Origin of the sequence: Streptomyces sp. HPF1205, from assembly GCF_020400825.1 — a bacterium.
Taxonomy (GTDB): Bacteria; Actinomycetota; Actinomycetes; order Streptomycetales; family Streptomycetaceae; genus Actinacidiphila.
In genome coordinates this window covers 131220-156539 of sequence record NZ_JAINVH010000009.1, presented here as the reverse complement: position 1 = coordinate 156539, position 25320 = coordinate 131220, and the positions used below count along the sequence as shown (strand labels likewise).

The 25320-nt window shown below is 70.0% G+C and carries 31 protein-coding genes and 1 tRNA gene; 30 read left to right on the top strand and 2 right to left on the bottom strand.

Annotation, left to right across the window (positions count from 1 at the left end; genetic code table 11):
• Window positions 1-9: 9 nt before the first annotated feature.
• Complete coding sequence (locus K7G61_RS13055) at window positions 10-366, bottom strand: hypothetical protein (protein ID WP_225846940.1); 357 nt, start codon at window positions 364-366, stop codon at window positions 10-12.
• A gap of 191 nt (window positions 367-557) precedes the next feature.
• Here K7G61_RS13055 and K7G61_RS13050 point away from each other — a divergent pair, with 191 nt between their 5' ends.
• The 5 genes from K7G61_RS13050 to K7G61_RS36410 all read left to right on the top strand — a co-directional run bounded on the left by K7G61_RS13050 (window position 558) and on the right by K7G61_RS36410 (window position 2829).
• Window positions 558-1037, top strand: coding sequence for a hypothetical protein (locus tag K7G61_RS13050; RefSeq protein ID WP_225846939.1), 480 nt, complete (start codon window positions 558-560; stop codon window positions 1035-1037).
• The gene (locus tag K7G61_RS13045) at window positions 1034-1303 is read left to right on the top strand and encodes a hypothetical protein (RefSeq protein WP_225846938.1); all 270 of its coding nucleotides are present in this window, start codon (window positions 1034-1036) and stop codon (window positions 1301-1303) included. Before K7G61_RS13050 ends, K7G61_RS13045 begins: the two co-directional genes overlap by 4 nt.
• Window position 1304: 1 nt before the next feature.
• Complete coding sequence (locus tag K7G61_RS13040; RefSeq protein WP_225846937.1) at window positions 1305-1514, top strand: hypothetical protein; 210 nt, start codon at window positions 1305-1307, stop codon at window positions 1512-1514.
• Window positions 1515-1736: 222 nt separating this feature from the next.
• Window positions 1737-2660, top strand: coding sequence for a hypothetical protein (locus K7G61_RS13035; RefSeq protein WP_225846936.1), 924 nt, complete (start codon window positions 1737-1739; stop codon window positions 2658-2660).
• Between the two features lie 37 nt (window positions 2661-2697).
• Window positions 2698-2829 (top strand): hypothetical protein, encoded by a 132-nt coding sequence (locus K7G61_RS36410; protein ID WP_263984291.1) that lies wholly within the window; start codon window positions 2698-2700, stop codon window positions 2827-2829.
• A gap of 8 nt (window positions 2830-2837) precedes the next feature.
• Here K7G61_RS36410 and K7G61_RS13030 read toward each other — a convergent pair whose 3' ends face one another.
• Window positions 2838-3179 carry a hypothetical protein gene (locus K7G61_RS13030; protein ID WP_225846935.1) on the bottom strand — a complete coding sequence of 114 codons (342 nt, stop codon included), beginning with the start codon at window positions 3177-3179 and terminating at the stop codon, window positions 2838-2840.
• 166 nt (window positions 3180-3345) lie between these two features.
• Between K7G61_RS13030 and K7G61_RS13025 the strand changes: the two genes are divergently transcribed.
• The 25 genes from K7G61_RS13025 (at window position 3346) to K7G61_RS12905 (ending at window position 25248) form a co-directional block, all read left to right on the top strand.
• On the top strand, window positions 3346-4011 hold the full coding sequence (locus K7G61_RS13025; RefSeq protein WP_225846934.1) for a hypothetical protein: 666 nt from the start codon (window positions 3346-3348) through the stop codon (window positions 4009-4011).
• A gap of 183 nt (window positions 4012-4194) precedes the next feature.
• On the top strand, window positions 4195-4545 hold the full coding sequence (locus tag K7G61_RS13020; protein WP_225846933.1) for an SWIM zinc finger family protein: 351 nt from the start codon (window positions 4195-4197) through the stop codon (window positions 4543-4545).
• A gap of 131 nt (window positions 4546-4676) precedes the next feature.
• Window positions 4677-5267 carry a hypothetical protein gene (locus K7G61_RS13015; protein WP_225846932.1) on the top strand — a complete coding sequence of 197 codons (591 nt, stop codon included), beginning with the start codon at window positions 4677-4679 and terminating at the stop codon, window positions 5265-5267.
• Between the two features lie 86 nt (window positions 5268-5353).
• Window positions 5354-5542: a hypothetical protein gene (locus K7G61_RS13010; protein ID WP_225846931.1), complete on the top strand. Its 189-nt coding sequence runs from the start codon at window positions 5354-5356 to the stop codon at window positions 5540-5542.
• 358 nt (window positions 5543-5900) lie between these two features.
• On the top strand, window positions 5901-7088 hold the full coding sequence (locus K7G61_RS13005) for an ABC-three component system protein (RefSeq protein ID WP_225846930.1): 1188 nt from the start codon (window positions 5901-5903) through the stop codon (window positions 7086-7088).
• A gap of 33 nt (window positions 7089-7121) precedes the next feature.
• Window positions 7122-7607: a three component ABC system middle component gene (locus tag K7G61_RS13000; RefSeq protein WP_225846929.1), complete on the top strand. Its 486-nt coding sequence runs from the start codon at window positions 7122-7124 to the stop codon at window positions 7605-7607.
• Window positions 7608-7611: 4 nt separating this feature from the next.
• Window positions 7612-9582, top strand: a complete 1971-nt coding sequence (locus tag K7G61_RS12995; protein WP_225846928.1) for a DUF3732 domain-containing protein — start codon at window positions 7612-7614, stop codon at window positions 9580-9582.
• A gap of 332 nt (window positions 9583-9914) precedes the next feature.
• Window positions 9915-10163: a hypothetical protein gene (locus tag K7G61_RS12990; protein WP_225846927.1), complete on the top strand. Its 249-nt coding sequence runs from the start codon at window positions 9915-9917 to the stop codon at window positions 10161-10163.
• Between the two features lie 102 nt (window positions 10164-10265).
• Window positions 10266-10523, top strand: a complete 258-nt coding sequence (locus K7G61_RS12985; protein WP_225846926.1) for a hypothetical protein — start codon at window positions 10266-10268, stop codon at window positions 10521-10523.
• A gap of 443 nt (window positions 10524-10966) precedes the next feature.
• Window positions 10967-11707: a hypothetical protein gene (locus K7G61_RS12980; RefSeq protein ID WP_225846925.1), complete on the top strand. Its 741-nt coding sequence runs from the start codon at window positions 10967-10969 to the stop codon at window positions 11705-11707.
• 110 nt (window positions 11708-11817) lie between these two features.
• Complete coding sequence (locus K7G61_RS12975; RefSeq protein WP_225846924.1) at window positions 11818-12177, top strand: hypothetical protein; 360 nt, start codon at window positions 11818-11820, stop codon at window positions 12175-12177.
• A gap of 58 nt (window positions 12178-12235) precedes the next feature.
• Window positions 12236-12472 carry a hypothetical protein gene (locus K7G61_RS12970; protein ID WP_225846923.1) on the top strand — a complete coding sequence of 79 codons (237 nt, stop codon included), beginning with the start codon at window positions 12236-12238 and terminating at the stop codon, window positions 12470-12472.
• A gap of 22 nt (window positions 12473-12494) precedes the next feature.
• The gene (locus K7G61_RS12965) at window positions 12495-13946 is read left to right on the top strand and encodes a DUF3560 domain-containing protein (RefSeq protein ID WP_225846922.1); all 1452 of its coding nucleotides are present in this window, start codon (window positions 12495-12497) and stop codon (window positions 13944-13946) included.
• Window positions 13947-14018: 72 nt separating this feature from the next.
• Window positions 14019-14351, top strand: a complete 333-nt coding sequence (locus K7G61_RS12960) for a hypothetical protein (protein WP_225846921.1) — start codon at window positions 14019-14021, stop codon at window positions 14349-14351.
• Window positions 14352-14431: 80 nt separating this feature from the next.
• On the top strand, window positions 14432-15034 hold the full coding sequence (locus K7G61_RS12955) for a hypothetical protein (RefSeq protein ID WP_225846920.1): 603 nt from the start codon (window positions 14432-14434) through the stop codon (window positions 15032-15034).
• A gap of 81 nt (window positions 15035-15115) precedes the next feature.
• A complete protein-coding gene (locus K7G61_RS12950; protein ID WP_225846919.1) occupies window positions 15116-15943 on the top strand; it encodes a class I SAM-dependent methyltransferase in 828 nt (275 codons plus the stop codon).
• A gap of 116 nt (window positions 15944-16059) precedes the next feature.
• Complete coding sequence (locus tag K7G61_RS12945) at window positions 16060-17763, top strand: DNA cytosine methyltransferase (RefSeq protein WP_225846918.1); 1704 nt, start codon at window positions 16060-16062, stop codon at window positions 17761-17763.
• A 116-nt stretch (window positions 17764-17879) separates the two neighbouring features.
• Entirely contained in the window at window positions 17880-18119 is a 240-nt protein-coding gene (locus K7G61_RS12940) for a hypothetical protein (RefSeq protein ID WP_225846917.1), read from the top strand.
• A 101-nt stretch (window positions 18120-18220) separates the two neighbouring features.
• Window positions 18221-19132, top strand: a complete 912-nt coding sequence (locus K7G61_RS12935) for a magnesium chelatase domain-containing protein (RefSeq protein ID WP_225846916.1) — start codon at window positions 18221-18223, stop codon at window positions 19130-19132.
• A gap of 76 nt (window positions 19133-19208) precedes the next feature.
• Window positions 19209-19940 (top strand): hypothetical protein, encoded by a 732-nt coding sequence (locus K7G61_RS12930; protein ID WP_225846915.1) that lies wholly within the window; start codon window positions 19209-19211, stop codon window positions 19938-19940.
• A 90-nt stretch (window positions 19941-20030) separates the two neighbouring features.
• Window positions 20031-21203 carry a ParB/RepB/Spo0J family partition protein gene (locus K7G61_RS12925; protein WP_225846914.1) on the top strand — a complete coding sequence of 391 codons (1173 nt, stop codon included), beginning with the start codon at window positions 20031-20033 and terminating at the stop codon, window positions 21201-21203.
• A 131-nt stretch (window positions 21204-21334) separates the two neighbouring features.
• The gene (locus K7G61_RS12920) at window positions 21335-21772 is read left to right on the top strand and encodes a hypothetical protein (protein WP_225846913.1); all 438 of its coding nucleotides are present in this window, start codon (window positions 21335-21337) and stop codon (window positions 21770-21772) included.
• Window positions 21773-21893: 121 nt separating this feature from the next.
• Window positions 21894-21970: transfer RNA gene (locus K7G61_RS12915), tRNA-Arg, on the top strand.
• 993 nt (window positions 21971-22963) lie between these two features.
• Window positions 22964-24418 carry a hypothetical protein gene (locus tag K7G61_RS12910; RefSeq protein WP_225846912.1) on the top strand — a complete coding sequence of 485 codons (1455 nt, stop codon included), beginning with the start codon at window positions 22964-22966 and terminating at the stop codon, window positions 24416-24418.
• Window positions 24385-25248 carry a ParB/Srx family N-terminal domain-containing protein gene (locus tag K7G61_RS12905; protein ID WP_225846911.1) on the top strand — a complete coding sequence of 288 codons (864 nt, stop codon included), beginning with the start codon at window positions 24385-24387 and terminating at the stop codon, window positions 25246-25248. The genes K7G61_RS12910 and K7G61_RS12905 overlap by 34 nt, the downstream gene beginning before the upstream one ends.
• Window positions 25249-25320 lie beyond the last annotated feature (72 nt).

The window sequence follows — 25320 nt, the reverse complement described above, 5'->3', positions numbered from 1 at the left end:
ACCGAACTGTCACCCGCTGGTGGGTCCCTCGGCAGGCGGCGGGTCCGCCGATCGTTTCTTGCGCGGGTTCACCGGCTCTGGCCGCTTCGCGCCTCGGAGTCCCTTCCCGATCTGCTGGGCACGCTCTGGAGTCACGCCGCCGATGATGGCGGCGATCTCCGGCCACGTTCTCCTGTCTCTCTCCCGCAGCACCTGCACGCGCGACTGCCGCAGCTCCCGCAACTCCGCGTGCCAGTCAGGCCACTGCCGCAGCGCTTCGGAGACTGCGGCGGTGCACTCGGCATCGTCCTCCATGGCAGCGAATGCCCTGATGGCTTCTCGCAGGTTCCTCACCTCCTCCGGGACCCCCTCCGCTTCGCTCGCCATGCCCGCTCCCTCCTTGATGCGAGAGCATGACCGCGCGACACAAACCCTAGGGCTTGTATTCATACGTGAACAAGCCCTAGGGTTTGTGTCGTGAGGTCACCTCCACTGGCCTCGTAAGTCGGCCCCCGGTCGGGGCCTGAGAAACGCCGACCGGGGGCCACGCCAGACCTGCCACTACAGGAGCTGACGCAGTGCCCAACTCTACTGATCACACCTGCCCGGACGCCGAAGACGACGTCGTCCGCATTCTTCTCGCCGTCGCCGACCACTTCGCCGAGGTCCGGCCCACCGAGGCCCTGGACACCGAAAGCCTGGTCGTCGTCATCAGCGCCGAGACCTACGACGCCTGCGGGCGCAGCATCGACGGCCGGTCCACCTCGCTGGCCCTTGCCGCGCACGCCGCCGCGCCCGAGATGACCGAGGAGATGACCCGCGGCGAGTATGCGCTCCGGCTGCGGCGCCAGTTCACCGCGTCCGGACACGACTGGACTGACGACGACAACCAGCCGGTCATCCCGATCATCCCGGGGCCCCGGCAAGCGCCGCAGCAGCAGGACCCGCCACAGCAGGGCGCCCCGTCGTGCTGCGGGCGGCCGATGCGCCGCGAAGGGCAGCAGTTCGTCTGCGGCGAGTGCGGTGCCTGGGTCGACAACGGCGGTGAGGGGGGATGAGTGCCGCCGACCTCCACGAACAGGCCCGCAAGGACTACGCGGCCTCCGCCCCCCAGCGAGACCCGCAGGCCACGCGCGCGGCGGACGCCACCGCGCGACAGCACGGCGGCGCAGCCGTCCAGGCCGAAGCCGCCACCGTGGCTGAGCCGACACCGGTCGCGGACGACGCGAACGCCACCGTCGAGGAGCTGCACGAGCGCGCACAGACGGACTACCGGGCCCAGAAGGCTCTCGAAGCCGCCCGAGGCGAGAAGCGGGAGTGCTGACGTGGGCGCCTTCGACTGGCTGCTTCCCGGCAACGACCGCAAGCTCGCCGCCATCGCGTACGCGGGCCGTGAGTCCGCGAGCGCCGAAGCGGCCCGCAGGCGGCGTGAACGCCACCGCGCCCACGGCATCCCCAAGGCCGCCACCGCAGGCCAGGCGTGGGAACGCCCCGACGATGTGGTCCGGGACATCCGCGGCCCCAGGCGCTCCTGAGGCAGCCGGCGGCACACCGGCCGGGCCCGCTGCTCCAGGGGAGCGGGCCCGGCCTCCACCTGCATCGCCATCACAGAAAGGGCAACGACCATGGATCAGGGCACGCAGGAGACCCGCATCCCGGGCGTGCGGTATCGCAGGGTGATCCGCACCCGTGAGGTGACCACCGTTATCGACGGGAAGCCCTCTACGCGGAGCGTGCCGTATGAGAGGTGTGAGCCGGTGCCACCCCGGGAGTGGGACGAGCTGATCCTGCGCGGCGTCACCGCGCTCGCGATCACCGTGACGGTCATCGCCGTAGCAGGCACCACCGCCAGCGTCGGCGGGTTGCTCTCCCGTATGGTCCCCGCCCCGGTCGCCTACGCCATGGGCGCGGTCTTCACGTCCGCGTGGATGGCCTGCCTCGGTATCGAGTGGCTGAACCGGGTCAGCCCGAAGCGGGCGCGGCCGGCCCAGGTCAGCGGCTGGGTCGCGCTCGCGCTGAGCATGGCCGCCATCGCCGCCTACGGCTACACCCTCGGCCAGCCCGTCGCTGGCGGTGTCGGCGCGTGCATTGACCTGCTGTCGAAGGGCTTGTGGGCCCTGCTAGTCGGTTACCACGCGGTGCCGCTGGACGCCGGTGTCGCCCACTGGGTCACCGAGCGGGAGCAGGAGCTGGCCGGGCGGGAACTGCTGGGTCGCAGGCTGCTGCGCCTCAATCGACGCGCGGCCTACCAGCGTGCGGTCGGGGGCCAGGAACTCGAGGCCGTGACCGCGATCCTCGACGGTGCCGCGCAGCAGCGCGGCCTTCCCGGCGCGGACGGTGCGGACACAGCCGACCCGGAGCCTGTCCGGACGGTGTCCGGGCCGGTCCGCGTCCCCACGCCCCCGGTCGTCCCGCCGGTGTCCGTGCTTGCCCCGAACGCGAACCATCGAGCTGTCCCGGACGGCCCGGGCACCTCCGGGCACGGCGCCGGGGAGGCGGCACCGACATCCCTGCCGATCGCGGCAACGGTCCGCGACGTCCTGCAGCAGGACCCCGGCATCTCCAACGCCGAGCTGACCGAGCGCGTCGCCGCCGTCCACGGCCACCACAACAACCTGGCCGAGACGGTGCGCCGGACACGCGCCCGCGTCCAGAACCCGAAGAAGAGGAACGCCTCGTGACGCTCGCAGTACTGACCGCCCTGACGTTCGCCATCTGGTGGTTCAGGCGCCGCCGCGGCGGCCGGGCAGGAGCGTCCAGTTGCGCTGGGCCGGCGTCACCGTCATCGCCATGGCGCGCGTGGACATCGCCCGTGTCCAGGCGGAGGCCGGACGGAAACAGGCCCGCTGAGCAGCGGCTCAGGCCCCCTCGCCGCCGTGCTCCTTGTACCAGTCGTACGGCACCACGACCTGGGCAGGTTGCCCGTTCTTCTCGATGATCTTGTGGTCTTCGGGGCGCTTGCGGCGCCGCGGGACCCCGTACTTGCGGGCGATGAGCCGGATCTGCTCCTCGCTCCACCCCAGGTGCGGGGCGACCTCGCGGTTGGTCAGCTCCAGGTCGCCGGTCAACTCGTCCGCGACGGCCCTCTCCAACGCCTCGCGCGCTTTGTCCGCCTCGGCAAGCCGGGCACGCCAGGCGGCCCGATGGCTGAGCAGGTTCTCGCTGGGCTTGTAGACGCGGGGGGTGTTGTTGTCGGCCATACCTCCGAGTGTTCCACAACAAGCTTTGGGGAAACGAGGCCGACGCAGTTCAGATCATCTCACACTGCCATTGACCTGCATATTTCTTATCCAATGGTGATTGGCCAGTGGCTGGACGGGGATGCATGATGTAGGACAATTCACCATCCAAGCAACGGAGCTGGCCATGACGGACACCACGACCGCACACCCGGAGCCACTCGCCCGCGCTGCTGCCGCGCCCCTGACCGGCGGCGACCGGGCCGTGTGCGGCGATGACCGCGTGCGCACCGTCGCCTGCATCAAGCAGGCCCTCACCGGCCACCCGGTGTGCGCCGGCGACCCCGACGGCTTCGCCTGGGCGTTCATGACGGACGGCACAGCGTGGCGCCTGGACCACTGCGGGAAGGTCGACGCCTCCCGCATCGCCGAAGCACGAACGGCCGTACGGCGGGCGGCCACCCGCATCTGCACCCGCCCGGACCCGGACAATGCGGCGTGGACCGAGGCGGTTATCGGCCTCAGCGAGGCTTTGAGGTACCTGGTCAAGGCCGACCCAGACACGGTCGAGGAGATCATGAGCGGCCCAAGCCGGGTTCTGGCGATGGAGATCCCGCGGGCCCTCGTCACCCCCGGGGACTTCCTGCACGCCTTCGGCGTCCGCCTGCACGTGCGCGACACCGGGGTGCGCACGGACCGGGACGAGGCCACCTGGTGGGCCGACGTACTCGGCGTGACCGACGCTGACCGGCGGTGCACCTACCGCGAGCCGTGGACGATCAGCCTCGCACTCGGGCCGGCCTTGTGGGACACGGTGACCGTTGAGCGCCGCATCCCCTGCCTGCCCGCCTGACCGCGCCCGGAGCAGGCCCCATAGCTCCCCGCGCCCCCGCCCTCCGGTCCGGGCGGGGCACGGTGTTCCTACCGGGCAATTTGACGATCACTTTAGCCAAGTTCACAAGTGCAGATGAGTAATCCAACATCATTTGGTCAATGACTGAAATATGACAAACCACTCAAAAACAAGGGAGTTGCCATGGCCACCACCCCCGAGACCCGGTGCACCAAGTGCAGGCGGCGGCTCCGCAAGCCCAGCCCCGACGGGTACGGACCGAAGTGCCGGGCCAAGGTCCGGCGCGCCGGGCGACGACCCGAGATCGGCCAGTACAAGCCACACTTGGTGGAGAAGGCGATCGAACTGCTGGAGCAGGGCGGCCTGATCCCCTTGCGCAAGAGCAGCAAGAACAGCGTCTTCCTCGCCGTCAGCAGCGACGGCACCACCACCTACAAGACGGCCCCAGCCGCCTGCACCTGCCCGGCCGGCCTGCGGGCCGCCTACGACTGCAAGCACCGCATCGCGGCCCACATCGTCACACTGACCGCCTGAGCCGGAACTGTTTAGCCAAATTAATTTGGCTAAGAAAGGTAAAACGGCTGACTTTGGTCAGGGGCACACCACCAACCCCGCACAATCACCGGCCCGGAACTCCGGCCGGGCCCCACCGGAAGGACCACGGCATGTTCCGAGAGACCGTCACCCACGCCAGCGGAGAGAGCACCGGCACCGCCAGCGAAGCGCACGCACTGTTCCTCCTGCGCCGGGCCGCCCGCCAGGGCTACGCCATCGAGGCCACCGAGGCAGGCGGCGCGGTCATCACCTGGACCCGCGCCGGCATGGGCGGCCGGACTGTCCTGCGCTCGATCACCCTCACCCCCCACATTCCGGTCGGCATCCTCACCGAGGACACCGTCCGGCACCTCGGCGTCATCAACTCCCGCGCCAGCGCCCACTACGAACTGCGCGACAAGCGCCGCATCATCGCGGTCGGTCTGTACGAAATCCCGGCGCTGGACACCGCCCGCCTGCGGGCCCGCGCCCTGGTCACCGCCGACGACGCCGCGCCGGTCCGGCTAACCCTCACCGCCCGGCTCGGTTTGCTCGCCCAAGCGCACACCGCCGGCCCCGACGGGCAGTGCGCCTGCGGCTTCACCGTCCACGCCCCCGGAATCGACCAGGCCCGCATCCACCGCCACCGCCAGGAAGCCGCGGCCGCGTTCGTCAACCAGCTCGGCACCGCCTACACCACAGCCGTCGCCGCCGCCCGCTGAAACCCAGCCCACGACTTCGCGAAGAGACCACCCTCCATGGACCCCACCCGGGCCGGCTGCCCGCATGGCGTCGACGAGGTGTATTTGTGGCCCGGTCTGGACGCCCCGACGGCGACGGCTGGCAGATCGAGGACCACGTGGAGCTTTGGCTGACCTCCGGCGACAGCGGCCAGGAGGAGGGCCGCCCGTTCTACGAGGTACCCACAGCCGACGTGCGGGCGCTCATCCAGGAGCACGGCGGCGAGCACACCGACCAGGCCTGCCCCGTCGCCTGACCTGTCCGGACAGTGTCCCCTTGGCCGCACGGCTCATCCGGGCCGGCCCGCCCGGCCTGGCCGGACGGCACCCGGACCGCCCACCCCGGGCGCGCTGCCAAGCTACCGCGCTGAGCGTGTAGCCCCGACGGCGCAGTTGCAGGAGGGCGATGCCTCGGTTCGGCAGAAGCCGCCCTGCCGTGTCGCCTGAGAAGAATTCTTCGAGGGCCGACCCAGTCTTATGTGCTGCCGCTTCGCCGAGCCGCTGGGCCCCCACCGTCGCAATGATCAACTTTCCAGCTCGAACAGGTCGAACACTACCTGGATATCCAGTTTGTCGTCTGGACTCCGTGCTTTGTGCTGTTGGACACTCAGGAGCATGGCCCAGGGATCGCATGACGCCGCTCACAGCGCGGTCGGCTACCAGCACCAAACGTGGTGGGCGCTGGTGGAACTGCTTCGCTCGGGCCCTGAGCGTCCGGACTCGTCCCTCACCCTAGAGATGTACGACGACATCGCCTGGGATGCCTCAGGAACGCCCACCGAGCTGCTGCAGATCAAGCACCACCAGGGAAACACTCGGCGCCTGACCGACCGGGCGATGGACGTGTGGAAAACCATCCAGGTGTGGATGGATCACTCTTCACCAACTGACATCAGCGGGCCGTCCTTGGTCCTGGTCACCACACAGACCGCGGCGCCGGGAAGCGCCATGGCCCTCCTGCGCGCCGACGACCGGAACGAGGCGTCCGCCCTCGCGATTCTCGAGTCTGTGGCCGCTGAAGAGGGCGCGGACGACACGCGTAAGACACGGCAGCAGTTCCTCGCGCTCGAGGCTTCGGCACGGCGCACCTTCGTGCATCGTATGCGCGTAGCTGACGGCTCCCCGCACGCCGAGGATGTACACGCGGCAGCCCGGACGGCGCTGCAGTGGACGCTGCCCCCCGGCCACGAGGAACTGTTCATGGCCATGGTGTGGAAGTGGTGGGACGGGCAGGCGCTGGCTCTGCTGCAGGGTCGCCTGGCCAGTTTGGACGTTGGCTCGGCCCAGGCCGCCATCGCCGAGATCCGAGACCAGTTCACCAGCGAGAACCTGCCCACCCTGGTGCACCTGGCGGATGTGGACGAGGCCGAGATCAGCGAGCAGCACCGCACCCGTCCGTTCGTGCAGCAGATGGAGTGGGTGGCCTACCCGCCCAGAAACCTGCAGAAGGCGATTGTCGACTACTACCGGGCCTACGCCCAGGCCGTGCAGTGGGTGGATGAGGATCTCATCGGTATCGCGGAACTCGAGCGATTCGAGGCCGAGCTGGTCGACGAGTGGGAGCGTGAGTTCGAGTGGATGACGGAAGGGCTCGACGAGGGCGCCGATGAAAAGGCCAAGCAGGCAGCCGGTCGGAGCCTGCTACGCACCTTGCTGGGGCAGACGGGCATCACCGTCCGCTCCCGCTACAACGATCCCTTCTTCGCCCGCGGTCACCGCCATGCACTGGCTGACTCCGGCAGGGTCGGCTGGCATGCTGACTTCGAGGACCGCATCAATCAACTGCTGCACGTGCACGCCTGAGCCGGGTGTGCGAGGGACCGGGGGGAGGCGGAAATGACGGGATGGAGCGAGCAGCCTTCCGTGGTCGCAGCGATGCTCAATCCGGCACTGATCGCCGCGCTACTGGCCACTGCCGCCGAGGGACACTCCAAGGAGACCGGCCAGGGTGTTCCCTTTGTGCTGTCGTTCGTTGTCGCCCCTATGGTGCTGCACCGCGGCACCCGCGAAGCCCTGCCAGCCTCCACAGCGACACACCTGGCCACGTGGGTATCTCGCAACCCGGTGCCGCGCGCCGGACTTCCGCAGCGCGCGGTTGGCCTCGTCGAACCAGTCCGGGCAGGCCTTCGCTTTGGATTGGCCCACGAAGTGCTCAGCATCGAGCAGGACCGCCTCTTCGCCGTCGCCCGCAAGCGGCCCCGCGGAATGCGCCCACCCGCCCAACTCAACGAGATCCTGCGGAAAGCCAACCTTGTCGGCCGATGGCTGGCAAAGACCGACAGTCCGGCAACTGTGCTTGCACTGCTCGGCGTGGCACCCTGATCCGGTGCAACTGCTCGCTATCGCCCTTTACAACAACTCCGGTGACCGGCGGATCCTGGAGTTCAAGCCCGGCGCGCTGAACGTCGTCACCGGCGAGTCCAAAACCGGAAAGAGCGCACTGCTGGACATCCTGGAGTACTGCCTGGGGCGCGACAGCCTCCAGATGCCGATCGGACCGATCACCCAGACCGTCACCTGGTACGCGGCGCTGCTCGATCTCGGCGCCGGCCGGGCCTTCGTGGCCCGCCCCGCCCCATTGCCGGGCAAGAGCTCGACACAGCGCGCCATGCTGCGGTTCGGCCAGGACCTGCAGCCTTTGGAGGCTGCGGAGCTGGAAGCCGACGTGGACTCCAACGCGGTCCGCGAGCAACTGGGGCGCAGGATCGGCATCGAGGAGAATCTCCACGAGCCGCCGCCCGGATCCGCCCGCAACAGTGTCGAGGCCCACCTGGGTCACGCCGCGTTGCTGTGCCTGCAGCGACAGAGCGAGATCGCCAACCAGACCCTGCTGTTCCACCGGCAGGGTGAGCCCGGCATGGCCCAGACCCTTAAGGACACCATCCCCTACTTCCTCGGCGCCGTCCCGCGTGACCAGGCCCTCCGACGCGCCCAACTCTCGGCAGCGAGACGCGATTTGAAGACCGCCGAGACTGCCTTCCGCAGGGCGCAGGAGGCCGCCCAGCTTGCCGGAGCGACTCTGTCGGCACTGTGGCAGGAGGCGTACGCCCTCGGCATGGTGGCAACGCTCGAAGAGCCCGAACGGGGCACCGCCGTCGCCGCTCTGCAGGCCGCCGTCGCGCCGGCGGCCTCCGACCTTGCCCCCACCACCGACCGGGAGAGCGCATCGCGCACGGAACAGCTGCTGCAGACCCGCGACAACCTGCGCAATCAGCTGCGCAGCGTCGCGGCCGAGCGGGAGATCCTGCTCCAGCAGGAATCGACCGAGGTCGGCTTCGAAGGCGCCGTGCACACCCAGAGAGCCAGGCTAACCAGCCTGCACCTGCTGGGCCTCGATCCCGACGGCACCAGCCCGCTCACGGCCTGCGCACTGTGCGGCAACACGATGGACAACCCCGATCCTTCGGTCGCCGACCTGGACCGGCACTTACGTCGGCTGAGCGAGCAGCTGACCGGCATCGAGTCGGCCCGCCCTGCCCGCCGCACAGCACTGACCGCCCTGGACGAGCGAGCCGACGAGCTCCGCGCCCAGCTGCGCACCGTCGAGGCGGCCCTGCGGCAGATCACTGCGGCGACCTCCGCAGCCGACCAGATGCCCCAGGACGCGGCCCGCAACTTCACCCGCGGGCGTATCCACGCCACGCTCGCATCCCTGCCGGCCGCCTCCGACGCAGAGCTTCAACGACTGCGGCAGCTCTTGGAGTTCGCACAACAACGAGTGTCCGTCTTGGAGGCGGAACTCGACCCGGCGGAGGAGCGCGAGCAGGTGACCTCCCGGCTGGTGGCCGTCAGCCAGGACATGACCGCCTGGGCGAACCACCTCGAACTCGAGCACGGCGGAAGCAGCGTGCGCCTGGACCTAAGCCGCCTGACCGTCGTCGCCGACACTGAACAGGGTCCCGCTCCGCTCTTCCGCATCGGCAGCGGCGAGAACTGGGTCGGCTACCACCTCGTCGCCCACCTCGCCCTTCACCGCTACTTCGTCCGCCAGCATCGACCCGTTCCCCGTATCTTGATGCTCGACCAGCCCACCCAGGTCTGGTACCGCTCCGAGGTCGACCAGCGCTCTGGCGAACCGCGCAGCGACACCGACCGCGAAGCGGTAAGCCGACTGTTCCGGCTCATCTACGACGTCGTGCACGAGCTTGCCCCACATCTGCAGGTGATCATCTGCGACCACGCCAATCTCGCCGAGGACTGGTTCCAGGAGTCCGTGGTGCACAACTGGCGCCACGGCGAGAAGCTCATTCCTCAGGAATGGGTCGACCAGGTTGCTCCACGCCCTTCGGAGTCCTGACGACAAACCGGGGTCCGGCCCTGTCCCGGGCCTCCTGTGGCTGGAGGTCTGCTCTTGGAGCGATAACGCCGAGGTGAATCTCGCTCTGGCGCGGCGCTGGCTGCAGCCACCGTCCTGAACCCGAGCCAGCAAGACTCGGTGATCTCCGACCCTCACACCGCCACCAAGAGCCGACCGACACCAGGGAGTCCAAGTTCAGTTCCCAGCTCGGCCACCCCGCACCGACCGCCGAGCTGTACGCCGGCCAGTACCACCGTTCCTGCCGTGTGGCGGCCGAATAGCTCACCGCCCGCGGCGGGTTCCTCCTCATCCTCTCCGGCCTGCACGGCTTCGTGCCCCTGGCCCGCATCCTGGCCCCGTACGACGTGCGCCTGGGCGGCCCGGGCAGCATCACCGCGGGCGAGCTGCGCGAGCAGGCGCGGCGTCTGGGTTTCGCGCGGGCCGACGCCACCGTGCTCGCCGGCCGCTCCTACGTCCAGGCGTGCCGCGCGGTGTGGCCGCTGGCGGACGCGCCCCCGCTGGGTCTGGGCATCGGCTACCAGCGGCAGTTCCTGGCCGTGATCCGCGACGGCCGCGCATAACCATTCCCGCACTATCCAAAACAATTTGGAGAACGGAGGTTACCCGGAAGTGGGAGGTCAATGATGAAGATGTCGCCACCAACCAGCAAAAAAGGGACAGCTATGGACCAGAACGGGATCAACGCCATCTTCACCGCGGCCGCCGGCGCCACCGACTGGCAGCGCACGGACCTCGGCCTGAGCACCAAGGTCCGCTACGCCGGCTCGGAGTGGACAGTCCAGCTCCCCCCGGACAGCGGCCGGGCGTGCATCCCAGGCGTCCTCGGCGACGGCTGCGAGATGTCCGCCTGCGTCGTGGCGACCTGGCTGCAGACCATGCCCATCGTGGAAGCCGCCATGTCCGCCACGCGCCTCCTGTGACCTGCCGGCCCTTCCCCCCACCACGGGGGCTGGGTCCCGACCCGTCCCGAAGGGAGTTCCCATGGTCCCCGTCCCCGCACGGCGCACCCCGTCCGTCGCGGTCGCCTGCGTCGTGCGCGACCTCGGCCTCACCCAGGGCCGTGGCAAGGGCTTCGCGTTGAAGGCGAGTACCGCCACGGCGAGCGCACCGGCACCTGGGTTGTCACACTCACCCGGCACGCGGACGAGACTATCGCCGCCCGCGCCGACGACATCGAAGCGCGCCTGGCCGCGGGCCCGTTCCCGTTCCACGTCTCGGTGTACTACGAGGACAAGCCCCGCCCGCACGCGGTCGTCGCCAACAGCGGCACGCGGGTACGCCAGTTCCCTCCGCCGCGCGGCGGCCGGCCGCCCTCGAGGAACCGGCGCCACCCGCACCGGCCGCGGACCCGAAAGAGCTGCGGTTGCAGCGCGCCCAGGCGCGCACGCTCGGCTGGTCGGCTGGACAGGCCACCGTCATGGCGTCGGCCGCGGCCGGATGCCTGTACCACTACCCGGACGGCACACTGCGCAAGTTGTCCGCCCCGGTACAGCCCGGCCGCGCCGTCAGCAGTCACCGGCTACCGCGGCTGACTGAAGCCGGTTTCCTCGCCCTCGGCGAACCGGACGCGCTCGGCCGCCGGCCGGTGCGCGTGACCGGGGACGGCCGTCAGGCGGTCGCGGTGTGGAAGCGGTGGCGGCCAGCACCGGCCGCCAAGGCCCGCGAGGAGGAATGGCGGGAGCGGCTGCGACCCCTGCTCGGCGGCGAGCAGGAGGCTCGGCTGGCCGAACGCGCCCGCGAGGACGAGCAGCAACGGCGCGCGGACCGGGAGGCGTTCTACGAGGCGGTGGACCGGCTGCACGCCTGGAAGGACCGCGAGGAGCGGATGCGGGCGGCGTGGGCGGCCGTCAACGGCGTCCGCTTGCGCTTCCAGCGGCGCCAGGCCGGCCGGGTACCCACCGCGCAGGAGATCGGGGAACACCGCCTGCACCCGGCAGTGGTGGCAGACCTGCGGGCCGATGCCGCCCACCCGCAGCCGAAACCGGAACTGCCGCGCTCCTCCCGCAGGCCGCAGGAGCTGCCGCCGCCCCCGGCGGCCGAACCCGACGCGGAACAGCTCGACCTGTTCGCAACGGCCGACACAAACAGCGGCCTGGCCGGCTAGCTTGCCGATTCTTTGACCAAATCAATTTGGCTATCGCGGGTAACCTGAGGCACTTGGTCAATGATGAAGGTGTCACAACAACCACCAACAACCCTCCAAGGGGGCCCGAAATGGACGCCAGCACCATCACCATCCTCACCGACCTCGCCAACAAGGCCATCGCCCGCGAGAAGAAGGCCCGCGAAGACCTGGCCGCCCGCCTGACCGACACGAGCAGGCTGGTCGACGGCAGCGACTACCGCCACGCGGCCAGGGCCGCAGGGCAGGCCCTCCCCTACCGGATGCTCCTGGAAGACGCCGAGGGCGAGGACTTCGCCACCGCGTTCAACCGGCTTCGCAAGCGCCTCACCCGGCAGCTCCTCTCCACCGGCGACGCCCAGACCTCGTGCGCGATGACCAACGAGATCGAGCGGCAGCGCTTCGCCGGCTACCGCGACTTCCTGGCCGCGACCGACATGTACACGGACTGACCCCCGCTGGCCCGGCGCCCGCCGGGCCAGCCCACCATCACCGGAAGGAACGACGACCATGACCGACCAGCCCGACGACGACACGATCCACCCGACCGCGGACCAGCTCCTTGCCCTGGCCGCCCGGGCCGCCATCAGCCTCAGCCACATCTCCATCACCCTCTACGACACCCAGGTGGAGATCGGCGGCCCGGACGACGACCTGCTGCTGGCGTGCGAGCACACCTTCACCGGCCCCGCCGCGCTCGCCGACTTCCTCGGCATCCACACCGACGCCGTCCAGGACCGGCGCTGACACCCATCAAGGAGGCACGGCCATGGCCGACATCACCATCACCCACACCCGGGCCGAAGGCACGCTGCTCGACGGCTCCAGCAAGGGCGACGGCGTCTACCAGCTGGTCGCCCCGCACGGCTTCCGGTACTCCCGGTCGATTGGCATCTACCTGCGGCACTCCCGCGACAAGCGGGCCGACACCTGGCGCATCGGCCGCGCACAGGCCGCCCTGGAGGCCGCCGGGCACGCGGTGACCCTCGACATTGACGAGACCACCCGCCGCTCCTTCGCCGAGGCCGAAGCCGAACGCTACGAGCGGGCGGACCGGCGCGCCGAATGGTACAACGATGCGGCAGGCCGCAAGCAGGCGTCGTCGGACGCCAAGTGGGAGACCGGCCGCCGCATCGGCCACGTTCTGCAGGGCGAGCCCATCAAGATCGGGCACCACTCGGAGGGGCGGCACCGCCGCGACCTGGAGCGCATGCACCGGCTCGACGGCCAGGCCATCGCCGAGCAGAAGACAGCCGACTACTTCCAGCGTCGCGCGGAGGCCCCCGCGGCTTACGAGAAACACCGCAAAGACCCGCGGGTCACGCTGCGCCGGCTGGAACGCCTCGGCGCCCGGCGACGGGACGTCGAGCGCCAGTTGGAGCGGACAGTCGACGCCGCGGTCCGTGCGGCCGAGCGAGGCGAGCCGGTGCCGCCGGAGGCACTGGTCGACCGGCTCGCCCGCCTGGACTTCGACCATCTCGACCTGTGCGACGAGATCGCCCACTGGCAAGACCTCGTGGCCAAGGCCAAGGCAGAGGGGGTGAAGCTGTGGGGGCCGCAGGACTTCGTGCCCGGCGACTTCGTCCTGTACATCGGGTCCTGGCTGGAGGTGCGGCGCGTCAACCCCAAGTCGCTTTCGGTGGCGTGGAACCTGCGGCGCTCCTCCCCGGTCGTCACGCTGGAGGACGCCACTCAGGGCGGCCGGGTCGGCACGCACACCGCGGACTACACCCAGGTCGGCGGTCGCTGCCCGGGCGAGGCGATGCGGGCCTTCCTCGCCGAAGGGAAGGTCCCGGGGGCGAAGGCGGCCCGGCAGGCGGCCGAGGCGGCACCGGCCGAGTCGATTCGCCAGGCCCTGGCCGCGGTTCCGAAGACGAAGCGCCACTCGGACCCGAAGACGCCCAAGCGGGTCCGCGTCGAATGCCAGTGGGACGCCACCGAGGCGGTGGTGATCTGGCTCGACGGATGCGGCCGGCCGCACCCAGGCTACGAGCCGGAGACGGTCACCGCGCCGGATGGCCGGAAGTTCACCGAGTCGGTGTGGTCGGAGGCCCTGCTGACCGCGGTGACCGAGCTGCTGGCCGCGCGCGGCCATGCCTTCCGAAGCGGCTGGACCGGATCGCCGGGCCGCGGCATCACCTGCCCGATCCAGCCCGCCCCGCAGGACCCTCCCGCTCCCGAGCCCGGCGGGCAGTCGGGCCTCTTCAGCGAGCAGCACTAAACCATCCTCGCGATATCCAAATCAATTTGGACAATGGAGGTTAAACAGAGAGGCGGGAACAAGGATGAAGGTGTGACCATCCCCAACCACCAGGGAGTAGCGATGGACAACCGGCCCGCCCTCTCAGCCATTGTTCTCGGCGAAGCCGTCGGCAAGATCGCCGCGTTCGCCGCGCGCACCCTCCATGAGCAGTGGCCGCACCTGGACCTTGAGGAACTGGTCGCCACCTTCACCAGCGACAGCGCCCTGACGGCACTCGCGACCCGGTACGCGGACGGGCTCGACAGCGGCAAGGCCCCCGGCGAGGCCGCCGCCGACGCCGGCGTCGCCCTCATCCACGCCTGGGCCGAAGCCCGCCTTGCCGCCCGCGCCCTGCTCGACGCCCAGCAGGCGCCCACCCACTGACCCCGACCCACCCACAGCGCCCCGCCCTCCTCGGCGGGCGGGCGCTTTCAGCCATGCCCGCACGCACGAAGGAGACGCCGGTGCCCGCCAGCACTTACCTGATCGCCACCTGCAACATCCACACCGACACCGCGCCACTCGGCCAGCGCCTGGACGCCGTCGACTTCGACGACCTGGTCGACGCGGTCGCCGGTGACCGCATCGTCGTCCGATACGTACCCAGCCGCTGCGGCTACGTCCTCGTCATGGGCGAGACCGCCCTGCGCGAAGCCCGGCGGCGCGGCGACGGCGTCGTGAAGGTCCTGGTCCTCAACGACTCCGCGTACAACGTCCCCGGCGTCCTCGCCGCGGCCGTCGCCGAACGGATGGCCCGCGGCCGGTGCAGCCCGCTGGAAGAGACGCAGTTGTTCTTCCGGCTCGCGGCCTGGCACGACGTGTCCGACGTCGCCACCAAGTGCGGGGTCAGCGCCGAGCACGTCGAGAACCGTCTCCGCCTCCTCACCCTCTGCCCCGCCGCCGAACAGGCCCTCCGCGACGAAAAGCTGCCCGTCGAACTGGCCGAGCGCATCGCCGAACTCACCCCCGGCGCCCAGACCGCGTTGCTCGACCGCTGGCTCGGCGGCCACTTCTCCAGTCTCCTCGCTGCCGAGGCCGCCGCCCGCGACCTGGCCGCCGCGTCCTGAATCACCCTCACCCGGCATTCCGACGGCGCCGCCCGGCCGCCCCGGGCGGGCAGCGCCCACAACCCACCCACGGAGGAACCCATGCAGATCCCCGGCGACGTTCTGGCCGTTCTCACCGACGACCGCACGATCATCAGTGGCGACCGCGTACAGATCCCGTTCCACCTCGATGACCTGCTCTACATGCGGGTGAACCGGATGCTCGTGGACGTCGGCGGCCGGTGGGACGGACGCAAGGCCGTACGCGCCCACGTCTTCCCCTTCCACGTGGAGAGCTTCCTGACGGCCTGCCTGGCCGCGGGCGAGTGGCCGTCGACGTATGACCGCGCCTGGTACCCGAGCCCTCCGCCGGTGGTGCATGAGGTGCTGGAGCACGCCGGAATCCAGCCCGGCACGACGGTGCTGGAGCCGTCCGCCGGCACCGGCTCGATCGCCGGTCCGGCCACTGGCCGGGGCGGCATCGTGGACTGCGTCGAGATCGACACCCGGCGGGTGCAGGCCCTGCGCAAGCAGGGGGCGGCGCGCAGCGTCACCGAGGGCGACTTCCTTGACCTCGACCCGCTGGCGGTGGAGACCGGCTACCGGCTGGTGGTGATGAACCCGCCGTTCGCCACGGCCATCGAGCACGTCATGCACGCCCTCGGCTTCATGGCCGATGACGGGACGCTGGTCGCGGTGATGCCGGAGTACATCACCTGGCACACCGACCGGGCGACGCGCGAGTTCCGTGAGCTGATCGCCCGCGCGGACGGGGAGATCAAGCCGCTGCCCGACAACTCGTTCAAGGTCTCCGGCACCCAGATGCGGACGGTGCTGGTGATCCTGGACGGCGAGCCGGGCGGGCCGCTGCCCACCCATGGCTGGCTCCAGCGGCAGCCGCGGCAGCTCGACCTGTTCGCCATCGCCTGACCTGCGGCTTTCTTGTCGATTCTTTGACCAAATCAATTTGGATAACAAGGTATCCAAATGTGCCGGGTCAATGAATGAGGACGACACCACTACCCACCAGGAACGGAGCAGATCGAATGCCTTCCCCCTCCACCGCCTGCGCGACCGCCTCCAGCCCCGCCCGGCGGCCCAAGCGCCACGCCGGCCGGGCCAAGGCGTACAAGCACGACGGCACCGAGCTGACCGTCATGGACTGGTTCGCCGGCGCGGGCGGCAGCACGCAGGGCGCGGACGCCGTCCCGGGTGTGAAGGTCACCAGGGCCGCCAACCACTGGCGGCGCGCCATGGAGACCCACCAGCGCAACTTCGGCGACGTCGCCCACTACATCGGTGACATCCGCAAAGCCCCGGTGTGGTCCTGGCCCGTCACCGACATCCACTGGGGCTCCCCGGAGTGCACCAAGTGGAGCATCGCCCAGGGCAAGAAGCGGTCGTTCGCCAAGGCCGTGCAGGGCGACCTCCTCGACCTGTATGCCGAACTGGAGGAGGAGAAGTTCCAGGCCGGCGAGCAGGACAGCGGCCCGACGCAGGAGGAAGAGGCCTCGCGGGCACTGATGGAGGAGATCCCGCTCTACCTGCGCGGCTGCATGGACCGCGGCCGGATGGTCAAAGCGGGCGTGGTGGAAAACGTGGTCGACGTCCGGTCGTGGTTCGAGTGGGACCGCTGGCTGGCCGAGTTCCACACGATGGGCTACCGCACCCGGCTGATCGCCCTGAACAGCATGCACGCCGACCCGCGCAGCGTGCGCCGGGCCCCGCAGTCCCGCGACCGCCTGTACCTGGCGTACTGGCACAAGGGTCTGGGCCGCTCCCCGACCTGGGCGAAGTGGCTGAACCCGCGGGCCTGGTGCAGCGGCTGCGGCACCTGGGTGCAGGCGGTCCAGACGTGGCGGCGGCCCGGCATCGACATGGGCCGGTACAAGCAGCAGTACGACTACCGCTGCCCGAACACGGCGTGCGGGCGGCAGATCGTGGAGCCCGAGGTGCTGCCCGCGCTGGCCGCGATCGACTGGAGCATCAAGGGCACGCGGATCAGCGACCGCAAGACACCGCTGGCCGACAAGACGCTGCGCCGTATCCAGGCCGGTCTGGACCGCTTCGCCCGCCCGCTCCTCGTCCCCACGGGCGGCACTTGGCGCGAGGCGGCCACCAGCATCTTCGAACCGATGCCGACCAGGACGACGAGGGGGAACGACGCGCTGGTGGTCCCGCCGCTGCTGGTGCCCTGCGACGGACGCGACGGCAAGAACGCCCGCACCGCCTACGAGCCGCTGGCCACCCAGACCACCCGCGCGGAGGCCGGGCTGGCGTGGCTGCCGTTCATCACCGAAATCCGGGGCGGCGGCAGCGACGCCCGTTCCACCGCCGACCCGCTGGCCACCGTGTGCGCCTCCGGCAACCACCACGGCCTGGTCACCCCCGATGGCCAGGACATGCTGGACCTCCTCGTCCCCTACTACGGCACCGGCACCGCCCGCCCCGTGAGCGAACCGGTCGGCGCGCTCAGCACCCGTGACCGGTACGCCCTGGTGACCGGCCGGGTCCGCATCGAGGACGTGCTCTTCCGGATGCTGCAGCCGCACGAGATCCAGGCGGCGATGGCGTTCGCGGCCGACTACGAGATTCTCGGCACCAAGCGGGAGCAGGTCCGCCAGCTCGGCAACGCCGTCACCCCGCCCGCCGCGGAAATCCTGATCTGCGCGCTCGCCGAGTGCATCACCGGCGAGGACATCAGCCGCTACGCCGACCCCGCCCGCGCCGACTTCGCCACGGCCGCCTGACCGCCACTCTTGCCCCTCGTTGACCAAACTTATTTGGATAAATGAGGCTAAACCGGGGGACTTGGTCAATGATGAATGCAGGACAACACACCACCAATCACTAGGAGGCACCCGAAATGACCGGACGGGACGGACAGCGCTGCACGCACCCCGAGACGCAGCGCCTCACCTGGGGCGGCGGCAGCTACGGATGCGGCGCCTGCGGAGCCACCCCGCACGAACTGGCCCACGAGCGGTTCCGCCAGAACCACCGGATGGAGGAGGAGCTAACGGCCTGGTGGCACGACTTCCAGAGCGGCACGGGCGCGGCCGGGTTCGACCACCGGCTCGGCATCCAAGCGTCCGCCCGGCACTGACACCCGGCCGCCCGTGAGCGGGCAGCACGACGGCTACCCGGCGTGCTGCCCACCCAGGGATCGCCATCCAGGACCGCCACCACCATGAGAGGACCGCCCCCATGACCGACCTGCCCGCCACCGTGGCCGACCTGAACGCCCTGAACGCCGCCTGCGACGCAGCTTTGGCCCGCGCCCGCCAGGCCCGCCGGGACCTGTGGAAGACGACTCTCCACTGCGCCGCCCGCCTCATCCGCTCGTCGCTGCCCGACGCGGCCGTCATCGTCATCGACGCCGACGAGGGCGAGCTGCACGAGGTGGCGGACGCCACCGGCTCCACCCTCTGGTACGCGCCTGCCAGCGCCGGCCGCGGCCTGCCCGACCCGATCGTGGCGGCCGTGGACGTCATGCTGCACGACGCCCTCGGCTTCGGTCGGCGCGGAACTTGCGAGGCCGCCTGGTCGCTGTCGGCCAAGGGGCGGCCGTACCTGTACAAGACGCTGCCCGACACGGCGGCCGGCCCGCAGCACACCGCCCGCGGCCACTACCCGGCCCCCGACGGCATGACCACGGTGACCGCCTGCTTCACCCCCGGCGAGGGCGCCTTCACCTTCGACGGCGCGAACGTCCGCCACTCCAGGGAGACCCGCGACAGGATCCGTGCCGCGGTCCTCAACTCCGGTCTTGTCTGGCCCGCCGGCCGCATCATGCTCGCCGCCCACGACAACGCCCCGACCGGCCCCGGCGCGGACCTGACGCTGGCGTGCACCGTGCTGGCGGCTGCCGGGCAGCTGAACCCGGCCGTCCTCGAGGAGGCCGCGCTGCTCGGCGAACTCGGCCTGGACGGCGCGGTCCGGCCCGTGCGCGGCCTCACCGGCAGCGTGCGCACCGCCCTGGACTGCGGTGTCACCGAAATCGTCGTGGCCGAGGAGGACGCGGCCCGGCTGGAGGTGCCCGTCGCGGTCACCGTGCAGGGCGTGCGCGACCTGCGGCACGCGATCGACGTCCTCAACCGGACCGCCCCCGCGGTGTGAGCGGCCGCGGCACCGGAAGGCAGGCAGCACTCCCCCACCTCACGCACATCACCCCCACCGCCCGAAGGAGGTCCCGATGGCATCCGCCTGGTTCCCGCGCCCGCTGCGCCTGCCCGACGCCCACCTGCCCCGCAGCCTCGACCACGAGCCGACATGCCGGACGTGCGGCACCAGCTGGCCGTGCGAGACCGCCACCGAGCACCTGTCGCCAGGCCGGTGCTCGTGCGGCTCCGTCAGCTACTGGGAGAAGCACGGGCCGCGCCGCTGGCACGTGGGGCCGCGCTGTTACACCTCCACCGACCTCCTCGCCCAAGCCGCCAAGGAGGCCCACGAGTACCACCAGGCCCACCCCCACTACCCGCCAAGTCACTACTACCCGCCCAAGCCCGCCCGCCGGCGCCGCCAGAAGCCGCCCTACCGGCACACCCCCGGCGGGCCCGGCGACGTCGCTCCGGGCACCTGGTGCTGGGTCCGCCCGGGTGGACTGCATCCCGGCTGGGGCGACATCCACCACTTGGCGATGCTGACCGCTCCGGGCACGGACCGGTGCGAGGTGTGGGTGTACCTCGACAGCACGGTGCACCGGGTGCGGCCCAGCCTGCTCATCCTCGACGTCTCGGCTCTGGGCATCCCGCGCGACGGGCGCGGCCGCCGCAGGCTCCCGGACTGGGCCGGCTGGACCGTGGCCAGGCACCTGGACCACCGCGCCCCGCAAGTGGCGCAGCCGGTCACGGAACCCGCAGAGCAGCAAGCGCTGTTCGCCGATGAAACCATGCCTGACCTGCGGTTTACTCGACGAGACCTTTGACCAAATTTATTTGGTCAATGAGGCTAATCCGGTTGTTATTGCGGAATGATGACGACAGATCACAAACCACCAGCCACCACGGAGGGCACGATGACCGCCACCACCCCCGCGGACCCCAAGAAGACCGGCAAGGCCAAGCCCCCGGGCAAGGCGGGCGCGAAGGCGCCGGCGAAGAAGACGGCCCCACCCGCGAAGAACGACAAGCGACCCGAAGCGACCGAGCAGGTCAGGACGTCCCTGCGGACCATCCCCACCGACCGCATCGACCGCGACCCCCAGCAGCCCCGCGAGGTCTTCGACCCGGACAAGCTGAAGGAACTGGCCGACAGCATTAAGGAACTCGGCCAGCTCCAGCCGATCAGCGTCCGCTACATCCCGGCGACCAAGCGGTACACGCTCATCATGGGCGAGCGCCGGTGGCGGGCGGCCCGGCTCGCCGGCCTCACCGAGATGCAGGCGGTCATCGTCCACGGTCTGGAAGGCGGCTCCGAGACCGCCGACACCTTCGCCCGCTCTCTGGCCGAGAACGTCGGCCGGGCCGACATGACCCCGCTGGAGGAGGCCCGCGGCTTCCAGAGGCTCATCGACTTCGGCTACAGCATCGAGAAGGTCGCCAGCGTCTGCGGCAAGAGCTGGAACCACGTGGACCTGCGGCTGTCCCTCCTCAAGCTCGTGCCCGCCGTGCAGGAAGCGCTCCTCAAGGGCCACATCCCGGTGGGCCTTGCCTGGTACGTGGCGCAGGTCAGCCAGCCCAACCAGAACGCCTTCCTGGCCCGCTGGACCCGCGGCCTCTTCTCCGGCCCCCGCGACGCGGAGGCGTTCTGCCAGAAGGTCCGCAGCGAGGAGCAGGCCGCAGCCAGCCAGGGCGTCCTGCTGGTCCTGGCCGAGGAGGCCGCCCACACCAGCACGGACATGCAGGAGGGCATGTTCGGCGAACTGGAGGTGCCGGTCGACGAGCGCGAACGCGTCGCCACCGAGCGGGCCAAGCTCGTCCGCAAGATCGACCGGCTGAGCGTGGCCGGGGAGATTCTGACCGAGATCGCCGCCATGGACCCGGCCGAGCTGGCATTGCTCCTGTCCGGCGCACACGGCGGCATCCCCGGCAACCGGCTCAAGGTCGACCACCTCAAGACGGTCGCGGCCAAGGCGTCCACCAACATCCGGCAGGCCGCGGCCGTCGCCCAGGTGAGGGCCGGGGCGCTGCGGGTCGCCCCGGACGCCCAAGCCGTCGAAGCCGCCGACAGCACCGAGACGGCCGCCTGACCGCAGGCGGCAACGACCCCAGCCGGCCCGGGCTCCACCCCGTATCCAATTTGACTGGGGCAAAAAGGATAAACCAGATAGACCGGTGAATGATGATTGCAGGACAACTCCCACCAGAAAGGGCAGTTCACATGACCGACAGCAAGCCCGCTCAGCCGATGCCGCTGGCCACCAGCCGCTACCAGAACTGGCGGCCCGAGCACGGCATCCCCATCGGCATCACCGTGGGCCGGCCCCGCTTTGTCCGCTACGAGTTCCTGCGGGTCAGCTCGCTGGCCCCGCACGAACTGTTCAAGCCCCCCTACAAGGACATCGACGACATCCCGGTGGAGCGCCAGGTGTACCGGGAGCGGCTGGTCACCCACCGCGAGGAGATCCTGGCCGATCTGACCGCGATTGCCCAGGCCCACCCCGACCAGACCGGCGTTCTGCTGTGCTTCGAGGACGTCAACAAGGGCGAGGCGTGCCACCGGCGCTGGGCGGCCAAGTGGTTCGAGGAGGAGTACGGCTGGACCGTGCCGGAACTGGGCACCGAGCCCGCCAAAACCGCGGACACCACACTGTTCTGACCGGCTGCCACGGCGGCGGGGCCGAGGGTCGGGGAGCCACCAGCACCCCGGCCCTCGGCCCTGCCGCGGAACAACCCAGGCCAGACCGGACTAACTGCTACCATTCCGGCAGCAGCCACCCCCGCGAGCAGCTCGACTGGATGGAGCACCGGCCCTCGTAGCCGGAGGTTGGAGGTTCGAGTCCTCCCTCGCGGTCCACAAGCCTTCCGCAGGAGCGATGACTGGAGCAGGTGACAACTTTGCCGCCGGTTCCCGTCACCGCCTGCCGACAACCGCGCCCATAGGGCACCCTTGGTGCTCGTGCAGAACCCAAATTCTGACCCGTCGCCGTTCGACGTAGCTGAACTGATGGCAATTAGCTTCGCGGTGGCGCTCGGTCAGTTGGTCTACATCGGGGTGCTGCCCCGAGTCATTGGCTCGGTTCTTCTCAGTCTGTGGATCCTCATAGGGCTCGTTGCCAGCTACCGCCGCCTATACCCTCGCTCGACCTACGAGGCAGACGTACAGCGCCCCCCGGAGGAACATGGTCGGCAGTCGGGGCGGTGGCGGCACACGCTCCTACCTGGACGGCTCCCCACCATCGAGGCGTATTGGCTCATCACCTTCCTGGCGTTGGGCCTGTGGGGCCTCAAGGCTGTACTCGCTTCTCTCGACACCCATGGACGTCTCGGGCCCTCGGACGCGCCAGCCATCGTCAGCGCTGCAGTCGGCCTTCCCGCGCTTATCGTTGCAGTGATTGCAGCGGTCCCCCGCATCATCCGCGCCATGGGTGCCAAAGCCAGGGACATGGGTGCGCGCCAAGCCTCCGAGCAGGAAGGACAGGCCGCAGTGCTCCGGGCCCAGTTGGAAGGCCAAGCGGCCGTCATCCGCGCGCAGGCAGAGATGCGGCGGGCAGAAGCCGAGTACCTTCGCGTCCAGCGCGGTTGGTACGAGTTGCCGCCCGCCCCTGAATCACCTCAAGGAGACGTCCCATCTGCCCGCCCCTCAGCGAACACCGACGGGGACGGACAGGAGTCCGACCCAGCACCACCCGATAGCACCTCAGCGACCTGATCACGACATGACCGGCCCTCACCCCAGCGCCAGGGCGGGGGCCGGCGCCGTTGTACTGATCAGCCCAGCAGCTACCCTGTGCCCCCGAACGCTGCTGGTTGTGGGCCGAGCGAACCGCATCCCCCCTTTGGAACGCCCATGCCCGCTGGGTTCGCCGCCCCTGGCGTCCTGTTCGCCGGGAACTCCTCCGCCCCCGACCGCGCCTTCTACCGGCAGGTCTTCAACAAGCTCCCCCGCGACAGGTACACCCGCTACGTCGAGGTCGGCGTCGGCTCCTTCGCCGCCGCCCTGGTCGCCGCCAACGCCGGCATCCCCCCGGCCTCCATGGAGACCTCGGACGTCACCCTCTACACCGGCATCGTCGGCACGTACGTCTCCGGCGGCGACCTGGCCGCCCTGGGCATGACCTTGGACGGCGAACCCGTCGAACTGCCCGACGCGCCGCCCGCCGAGCAGGCCGCGCATCTGCTGTACGTGCACTGGCTCGCCCGCATGCAGGCCAAACCGGAGGTGGACTACTGGACCAACCTCGTCACCGACATGATCGAGCACGAGGCCGACCATAAGGCGCGCCTGGTCGGGTCGCTGACGCAGATCGCCGAACGCCTCCCCGGCATCCGGTTCGAGCCGAAGTGCATGTGGGACCACATCGCGGAGGCCGAGGACGACCCGCACGCGATCATCATCGCCGCGCCCCCGACGTACAAGGCCGGCTTCGAGAAGTTCTTCGACACCGGCGGCCGTATCGAATGGAACGAGCCCAGCTACTCCGTGTTCGACCCGGAGGTCGACATGAAGCGGCTGGCCGACCGCATGGAGGGCAAGGCCGCGCTGCTGATGTTCCTCCAGGAGGAGCGTTCCGGCATCGCCGCCCACCCGCGCCCGGTGTTCGCCCACCCGCTCGGCGACGTCGCCCGCGCCTTCGTCATCTCCAACCGCCCGGACGAGATCTTCGCCCTCACCGGCGGGCCCAAGGTCGCCCTGGGCATGTCCCGGTCCACCGCCCCTACCTCCCTACCGATCATCCCGCCGGACTACCAGGTCACCGACCGGTCCCGTGTAGAGGTCATCCCCGCCAAGGGCGCGGAGGTGGACTACTACCGGGACCTGTGGATGCACCGCCTGGCCGCCGCGCCCGGCTCGTACAACATGCTCGTCGTCGTCGACGGCTTCGTGGCCGGCGTCATCGGCTACGGCGCGGAGACCATGACCCGCCCGTACCCGGGCGCGACGAAGTACACCACGCACCTGCTGATGCGGTTCGCGTTCGGCGCCCCGCACCACGAGCTGCGGCTGACCCGCCTGGCGACGATGCTCGCCCTGCGCCGTGACACCGCCAAGCTCGTGTTCACCGGCGCCTCGGAGATCCTGCTGGCCGCGTCGAACGGCCTGGTCACCGTCGAGTACACCCGGCACCCCGAAGCAAAGGGCCTGCGCGGCTTGATGAAGCTGGAGTCCAGGGCGAAGCACCCGGACGGTTACAAGCTGTCGTACCGCGCCGACTGGTCCAGCCACGACCTCCCGATCACCCTCACCACCTTCCTCGCCAAGGAGCAGGCATGGCGCGCAAGCCGCAGCAAGACCAAGAAGTGACCGCCCCGGAGCAGGACCTGCCAGCCGAGCCGGCCGGTGCGGCTGACCCCGGCGGCACCGCTGCCGACTGGTCGACCACCAGTCCCCCGGCCGACGTCATGCAGATCGGCGATGACCTGTTCATCCGCTGGGTCGACGTCACCTCACTGCGAGAGCAGGACATCAACGCCCAGGTGATGCAGCCCCGCCACTTCGAGCGGCTGACCGGCAACATCCGCCGGCGCGGCATGGTCGAATCGCTGCCCTACTGCCACCAGCCGGGCGGCACCGGCCCGATCGAGGTCATCTCCGGCCACCACCGCTCGCGCGCGGCCCGCGCCGCTGGCCTCCAGCGCATTCCCGCCATCATCGACACCCGCACGATGCGCCGCTCCGAGGTCATCGCCAAGCAGATCGCCCACAACGAACTACACGGCAACCCCGACAAGGACGTCCTCGCCCAGCTCGTCGCAATGATCGACAACGTGGACGACCTGATCGCCACCGGCCTGGACGAAACCCAGCTGCCCACCGTCGAGCCGGACGACACCAAGCTGGCCATCCCGCACGGCGAGTTCGACTGGCGCGCCGCCACGCTGATGTTCCTGCCGCACCAGATGGACGACTTCAAGGCGGCCGTCACCGCCATCGCGAACGGCACCGACCTGGTCGGCGTCGCCCCCGTCGAGCAGTTCGAGGAGTTCGCCTCCGCGGTATATGCCTTCGGCCGCTGCAAGGATGTCCGCAACTTCACCACCATGATCGCGCTCCTCACCGATCTCGCCCGCCGCGAAGTCGAACAAGCCGAACACGAAGCCGCCCAGCAGCCGGACGACCAGCCCGCCACCTGACCCGGACAGCAGCCCGCGCCCCGGCACCGCAGGCTGCACTCAGCGTCCCCGTACCTTGCGCGCCCCCGCCGC

Coding starts and splice junctions, on each gene's coding strand:
- K7G61_RS13000 (WP_225846929.1), top strand. CDS start 7,122: ATGACGGGATGGAGCGAGCAGCCTTCCGTGGTCGCAGCGATGCTCAAT.
- K7G61_RS13055 (WP_225846940.1), bottom strand. CDS start 366: ATGGCGAGCGAAGCGGAGGGGGTCCCGGAGGAGGTGAGGAACCTGCGA.
- K7G61_RS12965 (WP_225846922.1), top strand. CDS start 12,495: ATGGCCGACATCACCATCACCCACACCCGGGCCGAAGGCACGCTGCTC.
- K7G61_RS13025 (WP_225846934.1), top strand. CDS start 3,346: ATGACGGACACCACGACCGCACACCCGGAGCCACTCGCCCGCGCTGCT.
- K7G61_RS12985 (WP_225846926.1), top strand. CDS start 10,266: ATGGACCAGAACGGGATCAACGCCATCTTCACCGCGGCCGCCGGCGCC.
- K7G61_RS13030 (WP_225846935.1), bottom strand. CDS start 3,179: ATGGCCGACAACAACACCCCCCGCGTCTACAAGCCCAGCGAGAACCTG.
- K7G61_RS13005 (WP_225846930.1), top strand. CDS start 5,901: ATGGCCCAGGGATCGCATGACGCCGCTCACAGCGCGGTCGGCTACCAG.
- K7G61_RS12975 (WP_225846924.1), top strand. CDS start 11,818: ATGGACGCCAGCACCATCACCATCCTCACCGACCTCGCCAACAAGGCC.
- K7G61_RS12950 (WP_225846919.1), top strand. CDS start 15,116: ATGCAGATCCCCGGCGACGTTCTGGCCGTTCTCACCGACGACCGCACG.
- K7G61_RS12970 (WP_225846923.1), top strand. CDS start 12,236: ATGACCGACCAGCCCGACGACGACACGATCCACCCGACCGCGGACCAG.
- K7G61_RS12910 (WP_225846912.1), top strand. CDS start 22,964: ATGCCCGCTGGGTTCGCCGCCCCTGGCGTCCTGTTCGCCGGGAACTCC.
- K7G61_RS12930 (WP_225846915.1), top strand. CDS start 19,209: ATGGCATCCGCCTGGTTCCCGCGCCCGCTGCGCCTGCCCGACGCCCAC.
- K7G61_RS12920 (WP_225846913.1), top strand. CDS start 21,335: ATGACCGACAGCAAGCCCGCTCAGCCGATGCCGCTGGCCACCAGCCGC.
- K7G61_RS12935 (WP_225846916.1), top strand. CDS start 18,221: ATGACCGACCTGCCCGCCACCGTGGCCGACCTGAACGCCCTGAACGCC.
- K7G61_RS13020 (WP_225846933.1), top strand. CDS start 4,195: ATGGCCACCACCCCCGAGACCCGGTGCACCAAGTGCAGGCGGCGGCTC.
- K7G61_RS12925 (WP_225846914.1), top strand. CDS start 20,031: ATGACCGCCACCACCCCCGCGGACCCCAAGAAGACCGGCAAGGCCAAG.
- K7G61_RS13015 (WP_225846932.1), top strand. CDS start 4,677: ATGTTCCGAGAGACCGTCACCCACGCCAGCGGAGAGAGCACCGGCACC.
- K7G61_RS13045 (WP_225846938.1), top strand. CDS start 1,034: ATGAGTGCCGCCGACCTCCACGAACAGGCCCGCAAGGACTACGCGGCC.
- K7G61_RS12905 (WP_225846911.1), top strand. CDS start 24,385: ATGGCGCGCAAGCCGCAGCAAGACCAAGAAGTGACCGCCCCGGAGCAG.
- K7G61_RS12945 (WP_225846918.1), top strand. CDS start 16,060: ATGCCTTCCCCCTCCACCGCCTGCGCGACCGCCTCCAGCCCCGCCCGG.
- K7G61_RS12940 (WP_225846917.1), top strand. CDS start 17,880: ATGACCGGACGGGACGGACAGCGCTGCACGCACCCCGAGACGCAGCGC.